Annotated in this window: 12 protein-coding genes and 1 pseudogene; 4 read left to right on the top strand and 9 right to left on the bottom strand. The window is 62.6% G+C overall.

From position 1 onward, the window contains the following. Nucleotides 1-740 precede the first annotated feature (740 nt). Nucleotides 741-903, top strand: a pseudogene (locus WCE35_RS26205) (JAB domain-containing protein); the annotation flags it as partial. 205 nt (nucleotides 904-1,108) lie between these two features. On the opposite strand, the gene WCE35_RS26200 reads toward WCE35_RS26205, so the two are convergent. The 6 genes from WCE35_RS26200 to WCE35_RS26175 form a co-directional block, all read right to left on the bottom strand. Then, on the bottom strand, nucleotides 1,109-2,476 hold the full coding sequence (locus WCE35_RS26200; RefSeq protein WP_424596213.1) for a di-heme oxidoredictase family protein: 1,368 nt from the start codon (nucleotides 2,474-2,476) through the stop codon (nucleotides 1,109-1,111). A 343-nt stretch (nucleotides 2,477-2,819) separates the two neighbouring features. Further along, nucleotides 2,820-3,521 carry an AprI/Inh family metalloprotease inhibitor gene (locus WCE35_RS26195; protein WP_424596212.1) on the bottom strand — a complete coding sequence of 234 codons (702 nt, stop codon included), beginning with the start codon at nucleotides 3,519-3,521 and terminating at the stop codon, nucleotides 2,820-2,822. After that, entirely contained in the window at nucleotides 3,521-4,510 is a 990-nt protein-coding gene (locus WCE35_RS26190) for a 2-hydroxyacid dehydrogenase (RefSeq protein WP_424596214.1), read from the bottom strand. Before WCE35_RS26190 ends, WCE35_RS26195 begins: the two co-directional genes overlap by 1 nt. Continuing rightward, complete coding sequence (locus WCE35_RS26185) at nucleotides 4,507-5,295, bottom strand: ABC transporter permease (protein ID WP_424596211.1); 789 nt, start codon at nucleotides 5,293-5,295, stop codon at nucleotides 4,507-4,509. The genes WCE35_RS26190 and WCE35_RS26185 overlap by 4 nt, the downstream gene beginning before the upstream one ends. Then, nucleotides 5,292-6,104: an ABC transporter ATP-binding protein gene (locus tag WCE35_RS26180; RefSeq protein WP_424596210.1), complete on the bottom strand. Its 813-nt coding sequence runs from the start codon at nucleotides 6,102-6,104 to the stop codon at nucleotides 5,292-5,294. The genes WCE35_RS26185 and WCE35_RS26180 overlap by 4 nt, the downstream gene beginning before the upstream one ends. Nucleotides 6,105-6,110: 6 nt before the next feature. Then, on the bottom strand, nucleotides 6,111-7,130 hold the full coding sequence (locus WCE35_RS26175) for an ABC transporter substrate-binding protein (RefSeq protein WP_424596209.1): 1,020 nt from the start codon (nucleotides 7,128-7,130) through the stop codon (nucleotides 6,111-6,113). A 109-nt stretch (nucleotides 7,131-7,239) separates the two neighbouring features. Here WCE35_RS26175 and WCE35_RS26170 point away from each other — a divergent pair, with 109 nt between their 5' ends. Then, on the top strand, nucleotides 7,240-8,064 hold the full coding sequence (locus WCE35_RS26170) for a creatininase family protein (RefSeq protein ID WP_424596208.1): 825 nt from the start codon (nucleotides 7,240-7,242) through the stop codon (nucleotides 8,062-8,064). A 337-nt stretch (nucleotides 8,065-8,401) separates the two neighbouring features. Here the strand turns inward: WCE35_RS26170 and WCE35_RS26165 are convergent, their stop codons facing one another. The 3 genes from WCE35_RS26165 to WCE35_RS26155 form a co-directional block, all read right to left on the bottom strand. Then, nucleotides 8,402-8,836 carry a type II toxin-antitoxin system VapC family toxin gene (locus WCE35_RS26165; RefSeq protein WP_424596207.1) on the bottom strand — a complete coding sequence of 145 codons (435 nt, stop codon included), beginning with the start codon at nucleotides 8,834-8,836 and terminating at the stop codon, nucleotides 8,402-8,404. Then, on the bottom strand, nucleotides 8,836-9,093 hold the full coding sequence (locus tag WCE35_RS26160; RefSeq protein WP_424596206.1) for a type II toxin-antitoxin system Phd/YefM family antitoxin: 258 nt from the start codon (nucleotides 9,091-9,093) through the stop codon (nucleotides 8,836-8,838). The genes WCE35_RS26165 and WCE35_RS26160 overlap by 1 nt, the downstream gene beginning before the upstream one ends. A 170-nt stretch (nucleotides 9,094-9,263) precedes the next feature. Further along, the gene (locus tag WCE35_RS26155; protein WP_424596205.1) at nucleotides 9,264-10,319 is read right to left on the bottom strand and encodes a Fic family protein; all 1,056 of its coding nucleotides are present in this window, start codon (nucleotides 10,317-10,319) and stop codon (nucleotides 9,264-9,266) included. A gap of 241 nt (nucleotides 10,320-10,560) precedes the next feature. On the opposite strand from WCE35_RS26155, the gene WCE35_RS26150 reads away from it, so the two are divergent. Beyond that, nucleotides 10,561-10,824, top strand: coding sequence for a hypothetical protein (locus WCE35_RS26150; protein ID WP_424596204.1), 264 nt, complete (start codon nucleotides 10,561-10,563; stop codon nucleotides 10,822-10,824). Between the two features lie 455 nt (nucleotides 10,825-11,279). Then, nucleotides 11,280-13,274, top strand: coding sequence for a carbohydrate porin (locus WCE35_RS26145; protein WP_424596203.1), 1,995 nt, complete (start codon nucleotides 11,280-11,282; stop codon nucleotides 13,272-13,274). Nucleotides 13,275-13,323: the final 49 nt, after the last annotated feature.

Here is a 13,323-nt window from a genome sequence, read left to right as displayed (position 1 = left end):
CCTGCGAAAACATTTTTGACACGTCGGGCAAATCAGCGGCACTATTCCATCATCGCGCAATTTGTAAGACCGCCCATGGCGCTGCCCATCGGGCTCTCGGCGCTCACCGACAGAGATACAGACACTGTGCCAGTTCTCTAATTCCTAACTCCGGAAGTACTCCTCGATGAGTGGGCGAACCCAACCACGGAAGGCCGAGAAAAATACAGGAAAGCTCACGGAAAGGAAAGCGGGCCCGGCAATTGGCTGAAGTAGCTTAGAAAAAAGATTATTGGCGGCCTGGCAGAGATAGCCGTGGAGTCACTTCGAAGATCGGGCCCGAGTGTACGGGATGCGACGTAGAACAACGGCAAGCGCAATGCACAGTCAGGGTTGCTCGCGCAATATGGTCCAGCCTCTTAGCCCGCAAATCAGTACTACCCCGGCGTCGCGCGACCAGCCTCGCTGCCGGTTGGTCCGGCTTCATCGCCGAAGAAGAAGTGTTGGCTTACGAAAGTTGACGTCCATCACAGCGTCGGATCTCGGACTACGGATGACGAACGTGTAGTGTCTGCTATTGTGGCGGGCGCGGAATTCGCGCGTGACTCGGCGTGAGCGAAATGCTCCGAGCGAAAGTCGGCGTGCGACAACGTGATGATCACAAACAGTCACCCTGAACAGTCCCCTTTCCACGTCCCCTCCTACAACCGCGGTCATGGAAAATAGCGTGCATTCAAGGTGATACGTGATGTCGTAGTTTCATGCACAACCACCCCTCCGGCGATCCGACGCCCTCGCAGGCGGATATCCAGATGACCAGGGCGATCGTCGACATCGCCACCCCGCTCGGCATCTCCGTGCACGATCACATCATCGTCGGCAGGAACGGGGCATGCGAGTTTGAAGGGGATGCGGCTGATCTGACCCGCACGAAGACACGATTGCGTCCGGCCATCACGCGGCCTACGCAAGAGGCCGGCGGAGTGCCGGGCTGGCAATCGGCGCTCGCTTGGCCGGAGCATGAGCCCGAATACCGGGGCTCTGATTGAATCAGGTCCAAGGCTCGATCTTTCTGTTCTGACGTGCTTCCTTCACGCGAACCGGTATCCACGTCGCCTGAAAAATGCCCTTAGAGCGACCGCAGGAAATTCAGGACATCCTGCTGCTCGTCCTGCTTCAGCCGATTGAAAAATCGCCGCGTCACCATGTTGGCCTCGGACCCCGGACTCCGGTGTTCCTGGATCGCCCGCTTCAAATCCCTGGTCCGGCCGTCATGAAGGAAGAAGATACGCTGTCCGAGGCCCCAGAGCGGCGCGGTCCGAAACTCTCGCGACGTGGCCTGGCCTTGACTGATCCCGTCGGCGAGGCCGTCCCCCATGTCGTGAAGCGCAAGGTCGGAGTACAGATCGACCGGCTTTCCGCTGAGCGCTGCGACGGCGGACGTGCCGGTTTGCAGGGTTGGCGCGTGACATATGGCGCAGCCGACCTTGCCAAACAGCTCCTTGCCGCGCGCGATCGAATCGGCCCCGCCCGGCGTGTCTTGCGACGGCGCCGGCGGCGCGAGAAAGCGCATGAATGAAGCAAATTTTTCGACATCACTCAGTACATCGAGGCCGTTCCTGTCGGGGTTCGTCGTGTCGTTCGGCGTCGACTTGAACTGACACTTCGCATTCTCTTCCCGCTCGGTCGGGAACAGCTCGTTCGAAATGCCCATCTCGACATTGTAGGCCTCGCCGGCAAATACCAGCAGGGATTTGTTCTGCGCCTTCCAGCCAAACCGCGAGATGGTGCCGTCGTTGCCGTTTCGATTCTGGCGACCTGTCTTGGCGTGACCCGCATTGATGATGTTCATCCGGCCGCGGATTCCGTAGGGGTTGCCTCGCTGCTTCGCATAATTGTCGAGAATGACCTGGTCGGGAATCTGCTCGATCAGTCCGGCGCCGAACACGGGCGTTGGAATTCGGAATATCACGTTTCCACGTCGCAGCTCGCGGGCGAAACGGGGTTGCCGCAGAATACAGCCGTCGGCGCCTGCAAGCCCCGTGATGGTGAATAGCGAATGGACGCCGCCATCGGGGGTCTTTCCGTCCGCGTTCAGCTTGAATCTCGCTTCGCGCACCGGGCCGTCCCTGGTGATGAAGCGCGGCAGATAGTTCGATTTTTGCAGGTTCTTTTGGAAGAAATCGAACTGCGGATTGAGGTCGGGAGGGCTCGTACCACCGACGGCTGGCTGGGAGTGACAGCCGGCGCAGCTATCGAGATTCATTCGCGGCCCGAGGCCGTCGGAGACCTTGTCCGCCTTCTTGAACTCATCGATTCCGGCGTTGAACAGGCTGGTCTGAGGCCCTGTCAGACCGTCCAAGGGCCCGCCGGCCGCGGCGGCTCCCACGCGCGGCCCGGGATCGCGTGCGCTTTGCGCCTGCGAGCGGACCGGGACGATCAAAATCAAAACCGCGATGATGAGGCTCGGCACGACGATCGTGTGCAATTTTGTCACGGCGAGTTCCTCCTCATCGCAAGTTGATAGAGGCGCGAACTGACAGCGGCAGCGCGGCGTTTGCGTGGCGCGGAGCCGACGACTTTTGGGATTCGCACCTGTGGCAGATAGGCGTCGACGACACCGCCGATCCAGCGCGCCCGTCGGCCTTAAAAAGTGCGGTGATCCGGGTTCCCGTCAATGCGCTGCGGTCGCAGTTACAAAGGGGAACCCGTCATGAGGCGGGCCGTCCGCGCCCATCGTTGCGCGGAACTTTCGCGCTGATTGGTTCGACGAACCGTCCAAGGCGGAGCGACACGCGCTGCTCGCACTTGCGGCCGTCCCAATCGCAACCGATAGTTACCTACTGCCCGCGCAGCATGATCAGCGAATCGGCACTGTCAGGCACCCGCCGCCATTGCGCGTTGTCGTCGGCCTCGAACTGCCAGGTGTCGCCCTTGGCCGACAGCAGCAGCATCCGGCCATGATCGAGCCGCCATTGTGTCGGCGCAAAGGCTGATATCGCCGGATCGCATTTCGGCTTGAGAAATACCTGGAAATTATCCTGGCTGGCCTCGGTGTTGGTCAGGGTCAGGCCGCAAACCGCCTGACCGTTGCCGCGCACCATCGACCAGTCGCCGATCATCTGATCGATCGATTTGGCGAGCGAACGGGCGGCGGCGAGGTTCTGCAGGATATAGATGCCCTCGTTGGTCCGCAGGCCTTCGAAAATCCCGCTCTCGACTTCGGTGAAGTCGATCACCGGCGCTCCCGCGGCATCCTGCAGCCGTACGATATCCAGCCCTTTGACATTCCAGGCCGCGATATCCCTGGTGAATGGCAGCGCCGCCGCACAAGCGGGCTCCAGTTCAAGCTTCAGGCCCTGCGGCGTCGCATCGCCCTTCAAGGTGACGACGCAGGTCTTGCTGCGCTCGGTGGTCGCGAGCTCCCATTGACCGACCATGTCCTTTTTCAGCTTCGACGTATCCTGAGACCGCGCCGGCGAACCGAGCGCGACCAGCACCAATAGCGCCGTAAACGTGATGCGAGAGCGATGAACTGTCATCAGCGACCTTTGACGGGAGTCTCGGCCACCGGCGTCAGCGGAGCCTTGCCGGCGAACCAGTGTTTCAGATTGTCGACCACGAGCTGATCCATGGCGTTGCGGGTTACCACCGAAGCCGAGCCAATATGTGGCAGCAGCACGACATTCTGCATGGTCTTCATTTCGTCCGGCACGTTCGGTTCAGAGGCAAACACGTCGAGCCCCGCCGCCAGAATGCTCCCGGACTTCAGCGCCGCGACCAGCGCCGGCTCGTCGACCACGGAGCCGCGCGCGACGTTGATCAACACGCCGCGTGGTCCCAGCGCCTTCAGCACGTCGGCATTGATCATTTTGGCGGTGCCGGCGCCGCCGGGCACGATCACGATCAGCGTGTCGACCGCCTTCGCCATCTCGATCAGGTCGGGATAATGCCTGTAGGCCACGTCGGCGGCCGGATTGCGCGAATGATAGGCGACGGGCACGCGCGAGGCCTCGAGCCTTCGGCCGATCGCCTGGCCGATCCGGCCCATACCGACGATGCCGATGTTGCGGTCGCGCAGCGAGCCTGCGCTGAGCGGATAGTTTTGCGTCAGCCACTGACCCGACCGCACATAGCGGTCGGCCTTGACGAATTCGCGGAGCGTGGCGATCAGAAGCCCCATCGCCACGTCGGCAACCTCTTCGGTCAGCACGTCGGGCGTGTTGGTGACGACAATATTGTGCTCGCGCGCATAGGTTGAATCGACGTGGTCGTAGCCGACACCGAAACTTGCGATGATCTCGAGTCTCGGAAACCGCGCCAGTGCCGTCCTGTCGGCCGGCACGGTATGGTAGGTGACGGCGATTCCCCGGGTCTTGGCGATGACGTCCGGGGTCAGCCGCTCGAGGTCGGCGCGGCTCTCCGCCGTATGGAGGACGAACTGGTCCGAAAAACCGTTCTCGAAGATCGGCCTGATGGGCCCGTAGATCAGGAGACCGACCTTTTCCGAGGAAATATTTCCGGCCATCAGTCTTCCTTTCCAAGCGCGCTCTCGTGCCAGCGCCGCAACACCAGATGCGAAACTAGCGCCAGCACCCCATAGATGACAATCCCGGCGACCGAGAGCAGCAACAGCGCCGCGAACATTCTGGGAATGTTGAGACGATAACCGGACTCGGCGATGCGGTAGGCGAGGCCGGAGCCGGCGCCCGCGGTGCCCGCCGCGATCTCGGCGACGACTGCGCCGATCAGCGACAGGCCGCCGGCGATGCGCAATCCGCCGAGGATGAAAGGCAGCGCGGCCGGCAGCTTGAGATAACGCAGCGTCTGCATCCGCGACGCGCCATAGAGTTCGAACAGACCGGCCAGATTGCGGTCGACCGAGTTCAGCCCGAGCGTGGCGTTGGACAGCACCGGAAAGAAGGCAACGATCCAGGCGCAGACGACGACAGCGGTCTGTTGCTCCAGATAGATCAGGAGCAATGGCGCGATCGCGATCACCGGCGTAACCTGCAGGATCACCGCGTAGGGAAACAGCGAATATTCCAGCCACTTCGACTGATTGAACAACAGCGCCAGCATAACGCCGCCGATCGCGGCGGCGACAAAGCCATCGAGCGTGGTCTGCAAGGTGACGAGCAGCGACTGTGACAGCACGCCCCAGTCGCCGACCAGCGTCTGGAACACCGCGACCGGACCCGGCAGCACATAGGGCTGGATATCGTTGAGCCGCACCACGAGCTCCCAGATCGCGATGCCCGCGGCAAGCACGGCGAGCGGGAGCAGAATTCGGACGATGCCGGGCGGTGAATTCATGCCCCCGGCCGGCCCGCGTAAGAGGGCGCCAGCGCGTTCGAAACCTGCCGGCATTGGCTGGCATAGCGTGGGGAGGTGCGGAAATCCTCGCCCCGCGGCTCGGGAGCGTCGATCCGAAACTCCGCGCCGATCCGCCCGGGCCGCGACGTCATCACGATCACGCGCTGCGACAGATAAACCGATTCGAACACCGAATGCGTGACGAAGATGACGGTCTTGCGCAGACTGCGCCACAGCGCAAGCAGATCGTTGTTGAGCCGGAAGCGCGTGATCTCGTCGAGCGCCGCGAACGGCTCGTCCATCAGAAGAAGGTCCGGATCGGTGACCAGCGCGCGCGCCAGCGAGACCCGCATCTTCATGCCGCCGGACAATTCGCGCGGGAAGGCGCCGGCGAATTCGGCAAGGCCCACTTGCGCCAATGCCTCGCTGACGCGGGCATCGGCTTCCGCAACCGGGTCACGGGCAAGTTTCAGCGGCAGCCGCACGTTCTCGCGCACCCTGGCCCACGGCATCAGCGTCGGCTCCTGAAACACAAAGCCGATCGAGCGACGGCCGCGCTCGTCCCCGGCCCGGTGGGAGACGCCGACCGTGCCCGATGTAGGCGCGCTCAGTCCCGCGATCAGCCGCAACGCCGTCGATTTTCCGCAGCCGGAGGGTCCAAGCAGGGAGACGAACTCGCCCCTTTGCACGTCGAGATCGAGCGGACCGAGCGCCGTCACGCCGCTGTCATAGACCTTGGTCACCCCGCGCAGGCTCACCGCGAGGCCGGCCGGGCCAGGATCGATGTCGGGCAAGGCGGGCTCGGCCATCGCGCCCTAGTTCTTCGGCCGCAGATCGAGGCCGACGGCCTTGTTGACGAAACGCAGCGTGTACGCCTTCTGGTAATCGATGTTGCTGCGAACGACGCCGGCCCGCACCATCTTGTCGAAGAAGCTTGCCATCCGCGCATCGGTCATGGCGCCGATGCCGTTACGCAGCGAATCTCCGGAATCGACGATGCCGTATTCCTTCATCTTGCTGACGGAATAGGCGAGCAATTCATCGGTCATTTCCGGATTGAGCTTCTTGATCATCGCATTCGCCGGCGCGTTGTCGCCGTACAGATAATTGTACCAGCCGATGATCGAAGCGTCGACGAAGCGTTGCACCAGGTCGGGCTTCTTGTCGATCAGTTCGCGGCGGGTCTCGATCAAGGTCGAATAGGTGTTGAAGCCGTGGTCGGCGAGCAGAATGACCCCCGGCTTGAAGCCCGCGGCCTTTTGCACCGCGAACGGCTCCGAGGTGACATAACCCTGCATCGCGCTTTGCTTGTTCGCGATGAAAGGCTGCGGGTTGAACGTATAGGGCTTGACCTTGCTTTCGCTGAAACCATACTCGGACTTCAGCCACTGGAAATAGCTTGTCATTCCCTCCTTCGACACCAGCAGTGTCAGCGGCTTCAGATCCTCGAGCTTCGTCACTTTCGATTCCGGATGGAACAGCAGCACCTGCGGATCCTTCTGGAACATGGCGGCAATGGCGACCAGCGGCACCTCATTGGCGACCGCGTCGAACGATTGCAGCGAGTTCGCACTCATGAAGAAGTCGAGCTTGCCGGCGATCAGCAGCATGCGGTTGTTGTCGTTGGGACCGCCCGGCGTGATCGTGACGTCGAGCCCGTATTTCCTGTAGGTGCCGTCGGCGACCGCCTGGAAAAATCCGCCGTGCTCGGCTTCCGCGACCCAGTTGGTTCCGAACGAGACCTTGTCCAGGGTCTGGGCGCCGGCGGGCACGAGTGCGGCAACAACGGCAAAAAGACCCGCGGTTAACGCTCGTGGCAAAAAGGCCGGGTTCATGGTTGGACTCCGTCGTTCGTTCTGGCGCAAGATGGGGTCATGGACGCTGGATATGTCCCAGGCAAGGCCTGCAACCTACCTCGCAAATCGATCCAAAGAAACGCTCCGGATGACTTCGACCGTTCCACCCCGCGACTGGACCGACATCCACTGGCCCGACATCGCCGGGGGAGACCGGGCGCGCTGGATCGCGGTGCTGCCGCTGGCGGCGACCGAACAGCACGGCCCGCATTTGCCCGTTGGCACCGACGTCATGATCGCCAAAGCCTATCTGGCACGGGTGCGCGAGCTGCTGGCAGGCACCATTCCGGCGACGTTTCTGCCGCTGCAGCCGGTCGGGATTTCCACCGAACACATCCACTACCCGGGCACGCTGACACTGCCGGCCGAAATCGCGCTGAAGACCTGGATGGCGCTCGGCGAGAGCGTCGCGCGATCAGGCGTCCGCAAGCTCGTGATGGTGACGAGCCATGGCGGCAACGGCGCCGCCATGACGCTGGTCGCGCAGGATTTGCGCGCGCGGCACGGGCTTCTCGCGGTCACCACGAGCTGGGCACGGCTCAGCTCTCCGGAGGGATTGTTTTCCGCCGACGAGTTGCGTCACGGCATCCATGGCGGCGCGGTGGAAACCTCGATCATGCTGGCGCGATATCCGAAAGCTGTGCGTGGGGCTGCGATCGCCGATTTCCACGCCGCGAGCGTCCTGATGGAAAGGGATCATCGCTGGCTTTCCGCGCACCGGCCGGCGCCGTTCGCGTGGCAGGCGCAGGATCTCAACCCAAGCGGCGCCGTTGGCGATGCGACAACGGCGTCCGCGGAGAAAGGCGAAAAGCTGCTCGACCATGGCGCGCGCGCGTTCTGCGAACTGCTTGCCGATGTCGATAAATTCGACGTGAAGAAGCTCGCCGGCGGCCCGGGCGAACCGCCTAAGTGATTGTGTTAACTATCCGATAAGCAACCGCCGAAACGCCCCACGGCCGATGAAGATGGGCAATACTCGTTCGCCGTGGCGCTATGATGGCCTATCCGGTCCGATCCAGAGGCCCGCCACGGTAGCCCGCGGCCTGCCCGAAGGACTACGCCAGACCGCTCTGTCAGGCCGCAGTTCGCTCCGCGGCGTACGGCCGCTTTCTTCGACGCGTGATCTGCCTCGATTCGACAGCGCGCGGCAAAGCGCGCGTGCCCCGGCCGCGACACGCAACGTATCGCCGACTTTTTGGCCGGCCCGATCGAGGCCCTTCGAATTTCCTGCCGGGCACCAAAGGCCTTGTTCATTCGGGCTTGCCGACTCTCCGGGCGTCCCACGGATTGAGCAGCGCAACGCCAACAAGTTCGAAGCCTGCAACATTGCGGGTGACGACCGTCAGACCGTGAACCAGCGCAGTTGCGGCGATCAAGGCATCGCGTTCCGCACGCGGATCGGGAACGTGAAGAGGCGCGCAGCGCTGCGCCACGGCTGTATCGACAGCGAGGATGCGACCCTCGAAGCGAGGCAGAATCTGATCGTCTATCCATGCGCGGAGAACCGCGCCTTGCGACGCGTCCCTGCGCGCGATCTGAAGCGCGCCCAGCTCGATTTCGAGAATGGAAATGGCTGAGAGAAAAAAACTCGCCGCCGGAATCGTGCTGGCCCAAGTGACGACGTTGGCGTTTGCCTTTTCCGGCCGTCTCAGTTCGGAAATGACGTTGGTGTCGAGGAGGAACATCAGCCGAGGTCGGCCGGCTTGAAGAGCCCGCCACCGACACGAGGCGGCTCAAAAGCGAATTCGGAATCGCCCGGCTGGGCGAGCGCTTCGGCGAGGCTCATATTGCCGCCGGCGAGGCGCTGATAGTCCTCGATCGTCAGAAGGACATGCGCGGGCCGGCCCCGGTCCGTAATAAAGACCGGTCCCCGGCGCGCCGCCTTCTTGGCGCCGCTGGTGTCCTGATTGAATTCACGGCTGGTCAGAGTGGTCACCGCCATTTTCGGCCTCCAGTTCGGGACCCCAACGGGACCCTCTCAATGTTCCGTTGAATTATATGTAGACACATATCTACATTCAAGTCTCCATCAGCCGTCTCAATCGGCAGAAGCCCGCGGTCCGCGAATTCAACCATTCGGTTGGGCTTGGTCGATGGTTGGCGGCTCGGCGCTCATAGCGAATACCATGTGGCGCGCGCCTTGCCGTGCTGCCGCACGCGCCCATCTGCAACCAGCTCGCGCAGACGTACTTTTAGCGTATTCCGATTTGCGCCGGTGATTGATGCAAGCTGCGCGATCGTCAGGCGCTCTTTCGCCCGCAGCGCTTTGAGGACCTGGAGCGGCAGCTCCGGCAAATCGGCCTCGCTGCCCTGAGCGATCCGTTCACGGTCTAGTCGTGCCGTAAGGCTATCCTTCTGCTTCTTGAGGCAGCGCAGGAAAAAGCCAACCCACGGCTCCCAATCCGGCGTTTCGCTCTTGAGCGTCGTCTGCGTGCGCCGGAGCACCTTGTAGTACAGGTCTTTGTTTTCCTCGATCACGCGCTCCAGCGAGGCGTACGGCACATAAGCGTAGCCTGCTCGCAGCAAGAGGAGCGTGGTGAGCACGCGCGAGAGCCGCCCATTTCCATCCTGAAAAGGATGGATCGCGAGAAACGTCACGATGAAGACGGCGATGATAAGGAGCGGGTGCAGCGCTTCCTCATCCAGCGCTTTGCGCGTCCAGGCGACGAGCGCCTCCATCTCGCGCGGTGTGTCGAAAGGCGAGGTCGTCTCGAACACGACGCCGATCTCTCGCCCGTCCGCATCGAGCGCCACGACATTGTTGGAGAGCGTCTTATAGGAGCCGCGATGGCGCGCATCCTTGTCGCTGTGACGCAGCAAGGTCTGGTGTAGCTGGCGGATATGGTTCTCGGTGAGACGCATGTCGGCGTAGGCCTCGAACACGAGGTCCATCGCCTCGGCGTATCCGGCCACTTCCTGCTCATCACGCGTCTTGAAGGACTTGATGGAGATCGTCCGCGAGAGCAGGTCCTCGACCTCGGCGTCCGATAGCTTTGCCCCCTCAATGCGCGTAGAGGAGCCGACGCTCTCGATGGTCGCCACCTTGCGGAGTGCGCTGAGGCGGTCCGGCGAGAGTGTCTTAAGGGCCTCCCACCTCCCTTTGAACTCATCGATTTCGGCGATGAGCTTCACGAGGTCGGGGCCGAATGCGAGCTTGGGCTCCCTCATGACCGGGGGCGCCCTCATATCCGATTCCATACCCAATAATACCCGATTAGACCCTATTTTCCATCTCGTTTTCTGAGAGACAGCCTACCGGCCCCTGTCGCCAGCTTACGTGGCTGCTCGCAGGAAGTCGTAGATTCGTTGGAATTTGGCGCCGGCGACGCGATTCGAACCCGAACCGGCAAGCCTCCGTCCAACGGGCATGCGGACCACCATGGCCGCCTGCAACCGGATGGAGTTTCCAATGACGACCAAGACCAGAATTGCCGCGCTCGCCCTCGCCGCGCTTGCCGCGACCGGCACGATGGCGTCCACCACCAAGGCAGAAGCCGCGCCCCCCAATTGGGCCGTGGGCGTCGGTGCCGGCCTCGTCGGCGCCGCGATCGTCGGCAGCGCCATCGCCGCCAATGACGGCTATTACCACGACGGCTATCGCCGCTGCGGCTGGGTTCGCCAGTTCGACGCCTATGGCAACTACATGGGCCGCGTGCGCACCTGCTACTACTGATCGACTGGCTGGCTTTCCGTTTGACGCGTTTTCCGGACGCGAAGGGCTCCCCACCCCCCGACAACCGTAGGGCGGCCTTTCGCTCGAAAACACCTTGATTGTGGATCCTGCGTCCGGCACGGGCGCCTCATCCACCCCGTGTCGCCCCCCCGCCCGGTCATCCCGCCGGGCGGGTCGCCTTTTTTGGCCCGCAAGGATCGGGCCGATCCGACCTTGTTGCAAAACTGTCACCAGGGAATGCCATTCAACAGCGACGGTCTCAGCGTTTTCTTGTAGCTGCGAATTACTTGCAATAAAGACTGGCAAGAGACTGCTGATCGCCGGTTTGCGGGGACGGCCGAGGCAGAAAATCCGACCGAGGGGCGGCGGGGGTTGATGACGCATTTCTCGGATGGCAGCGCGCCGGCAAATCAGGGACAACCGCCAGGAATGTTCGCGCTGGAAATTTCCGCTCCATGAACCGCGACGGCCGACCCTGGGAGCAAGTTCTTGCCAGCGTCGCGCTCGGCATGCTCGCGCTGGGCGGTTCCGCGGTCGCGGCCGATATCACATTGCCCGTTAAAGCGCCCTATTTTCAGCCGGCGTTCGACTGGACCGGGTTCTACATCGGCGCGCATACCGGATTCGGCCGCGGCTCGTCGAGCGCAACGCTGTCAGACCCTGCCGTCAACACCACCAGCAATTCGTTCAGCGGCGCGATCGGCGGCGTGCAGGCCGGCTACAATTTTCGATTGCCTTCCGGGGTGCTGCTCGGCGTCGAAACCGACATGATGTTTCCAAACTATTTAACCTCGAATTCGGTGGTGTCCTCGCTTGCGACGCCGCGCTCCGATGTCACCGAGCAGTGGGACTATGTCGGAACCGCACGCGGCCGCATCGGCTATACCGGCGGTCCATGGCTTGCTTACACCACCGGCGGGCTGGCCTGGGCCGGCGAACGCTTCCTCAATGCGCCCGCGGCAGGCGGCGACGAAAAGCACATCAAAGTGCAGCTCGGCTGGGCGGCCGGCGCCGGGCTGGAATATGCTTTCGCTTCGCACTGGAGCCTGCGGCTGGAATATCTCTACAGCCAGTTCGAGCGAGCCGACGTCCGCTTCGCCTCGGGAGCGCGATACAATTCGACCCTCGATTTGCAGTCGCTCCGCATCGGCCTCAACCGCAAGGTCGACTGGCCGGGACCTGGCAACGGGACGCCAAAGACCTCGCTGACGGACACCGAATCCGATCGCTGGGAAATCCACGGTCAAACGACCTTTCTGCCGCAGGGCTATCCGGCGTTTCGTGCCCCCTATAGCGGCCCGAACAGCCTGACGCCGGCGCGGCAGGTTCAGGAGACCTGGAGCAACAGCCTTTATCTGAACGCCCGGCTCTGGGAGGGCGGCGAGGTCTACTTCAACCCCGAACTGCTTCAGGGATTTGGCCTGAATAATACGGTCGGAGCCGGCGGATTCCCCAACGGCGAAGCACAGAAATCAAACTTCCCCTACCCGCATTACAATACGTCGCGGCTGTTCCTGCGCCAGACTTTTGGTTTCGGCGGCGAACAGGAAGATCTGCCCGGCGGCCCTGCGCAGCTTGCCGGCAAGGCGGATGTCTCGCGCTTGACGCTGCAGGCCGGCAAGTTTTCGGTGGTCGATGTTTTCGACGGCAACAGCTATGCGCGAGACCCACGCAAGGATTTCATGAACTGGTCGCTCTGGTCGTCGGGTGCCTTCGACTATGCCGCGGACAAGCTGGGGCTCGGCTACGGCGTCACGGCGGAGCTCAACCAGAAGCAATGGGCCTTGCGTTCAGGCTATTTCCTGATGGACGCGGTGTCGAATTCGAACAACTTCGATACCAGAGTATTTCAGCGCGGCGGTTACGTGATGGAGCTGGAGACCCGTTATTCGCTGCTCTCCCGGCCCGGAAAGCTGCGCACCATCGTCTGGCTCAACAGCGCCTATTCCGGAAGCTATCGCGACACGCTGAACAATGCGGCGCTCAATCTCGACATTGCGCGGACCCGGATCGGCCGCGTCAAATACGGTTACGCCATCAACCTCGAACAGGCATTGACCGACGATGTCGGGTTATTCGGCCGCTGGAGCTGGAACAACGGCAAGACCGAGATCATGGCGTTCACCGATATCGACGCCTCGCTTTCGCTGGGCGCCTCGGTCAAGGGCACCCGATGGGGCAGGCCCGACGACGTGATCGGGCTGGGTGGCGCCATCAACGCGCTGTCGCGGGATCATCGCGACTTCCTCGCGGCCGGCGGCCTCGGCCCGCTGATCGGCGACGGCGCGCTCAATTACCGGCGCGAGCGGGTTCTGGAAACCTACTATGCCTTCGCGCTCGACAAACAGCTGACGCTGACGGCCGATTACCAGCTCATCACCAACCCGGCCTACAACGCCGATCGCGGCCCGGTGCATGTTTTTTCAGGGCGGCTGCACGGGGAGTTTTAGATCTTTGTCGTCCCTGCGAAAGCAGGGACCCATACGCCGCGGCCTATCG

This window comes from Bradyrhizobium sp. (assembly GCF_049691595.1).
GTDB lineage: Bacteria > Pseudomonadota > Alphaproteobacteria > Rhizobiales > Xanthobacteraceae > Bradyrhizobium.
Note: the sequence above shows the minus strand (reverse complement) of the source record. Positions and strands in the feature narration are given on the sequence as shown.

Excerpts from the sequence above, each read along its gene's own strand:
- WCE35_RS26165 (WP_424596207.1), bottom strand. The coding sequence starts at position 8,836 with ATGTTCCTCCTCGACACCAACGTCATTTCCGAACTGAGACGGCCGGAA.
- WCE35_RS26180 (WP_424596210.1), bottom strand. The coding sequence starts at position 6,104 with ATGGCCGAGCCCGCCTTGCCCGACATCGATCCTGGCCCGGCCGGCCTC.
- WCE35_RS26170 (WP_424596208.1), top strand. The coding sequence starts at position 7,240 with ATGACTTCGACCGTTCCACCCCGCGACTGGACCGACATCCACTGGCCC.
- WCE35_RS26145 (WP_424596203.1), top strand. The coding sequence starts at position 11,280 with ATGAACCGCGACGGCCGACCCTGGGAGCAAGTTCTTGCCAGCGTCGCG.
- WCE35_RS26160 (WP_424596206.1), bottom strand. The coding sequence starts at position 9,093 with ATGGCGGTGACCACTCTGACCAGCCGTGAATTCAATCAGGACACCAGC.
- WCE35_RS26185 (WP_424596211.1), bottom strand. The coding sequence starts at position 5,295 with ATGAATTCACCGCCCGGCATCGTCCGAATTCTGCTCCCGCTCGCCGTG.
- WCE35_RS26195 (WP_424596212.1), bottom strand. The coding sequence starts at position 3,521 with ATGACAGTTCATCGCTCTCGCATCACGTTTACGGCGCTATTGGTGCTG.
- WCE35_RS26155 (WP_424596205.1), bottom strand. The coding sequence starts at position 10,319 with ATGAGGGAGCCCAAGCTCGCATTCGGCCCCGACCTCGTGAAGCTCATC.
- WCE35_RS26150 (WP_424596204.1), top strand. The coding sequence starts at position 10,561 with ATGACGACCAAGACCAGAATTGCCGCGCTCGCCCTCGCCGCGCTTGCC.
- WCE35_RS26175 (WP_424596209.1), bottom strand. The coding sequence starts at position 7,130 with ATGAACCCGGCCTTTTTGCCACGAGCGTTAACCGCGGGTCTTTTTGCC.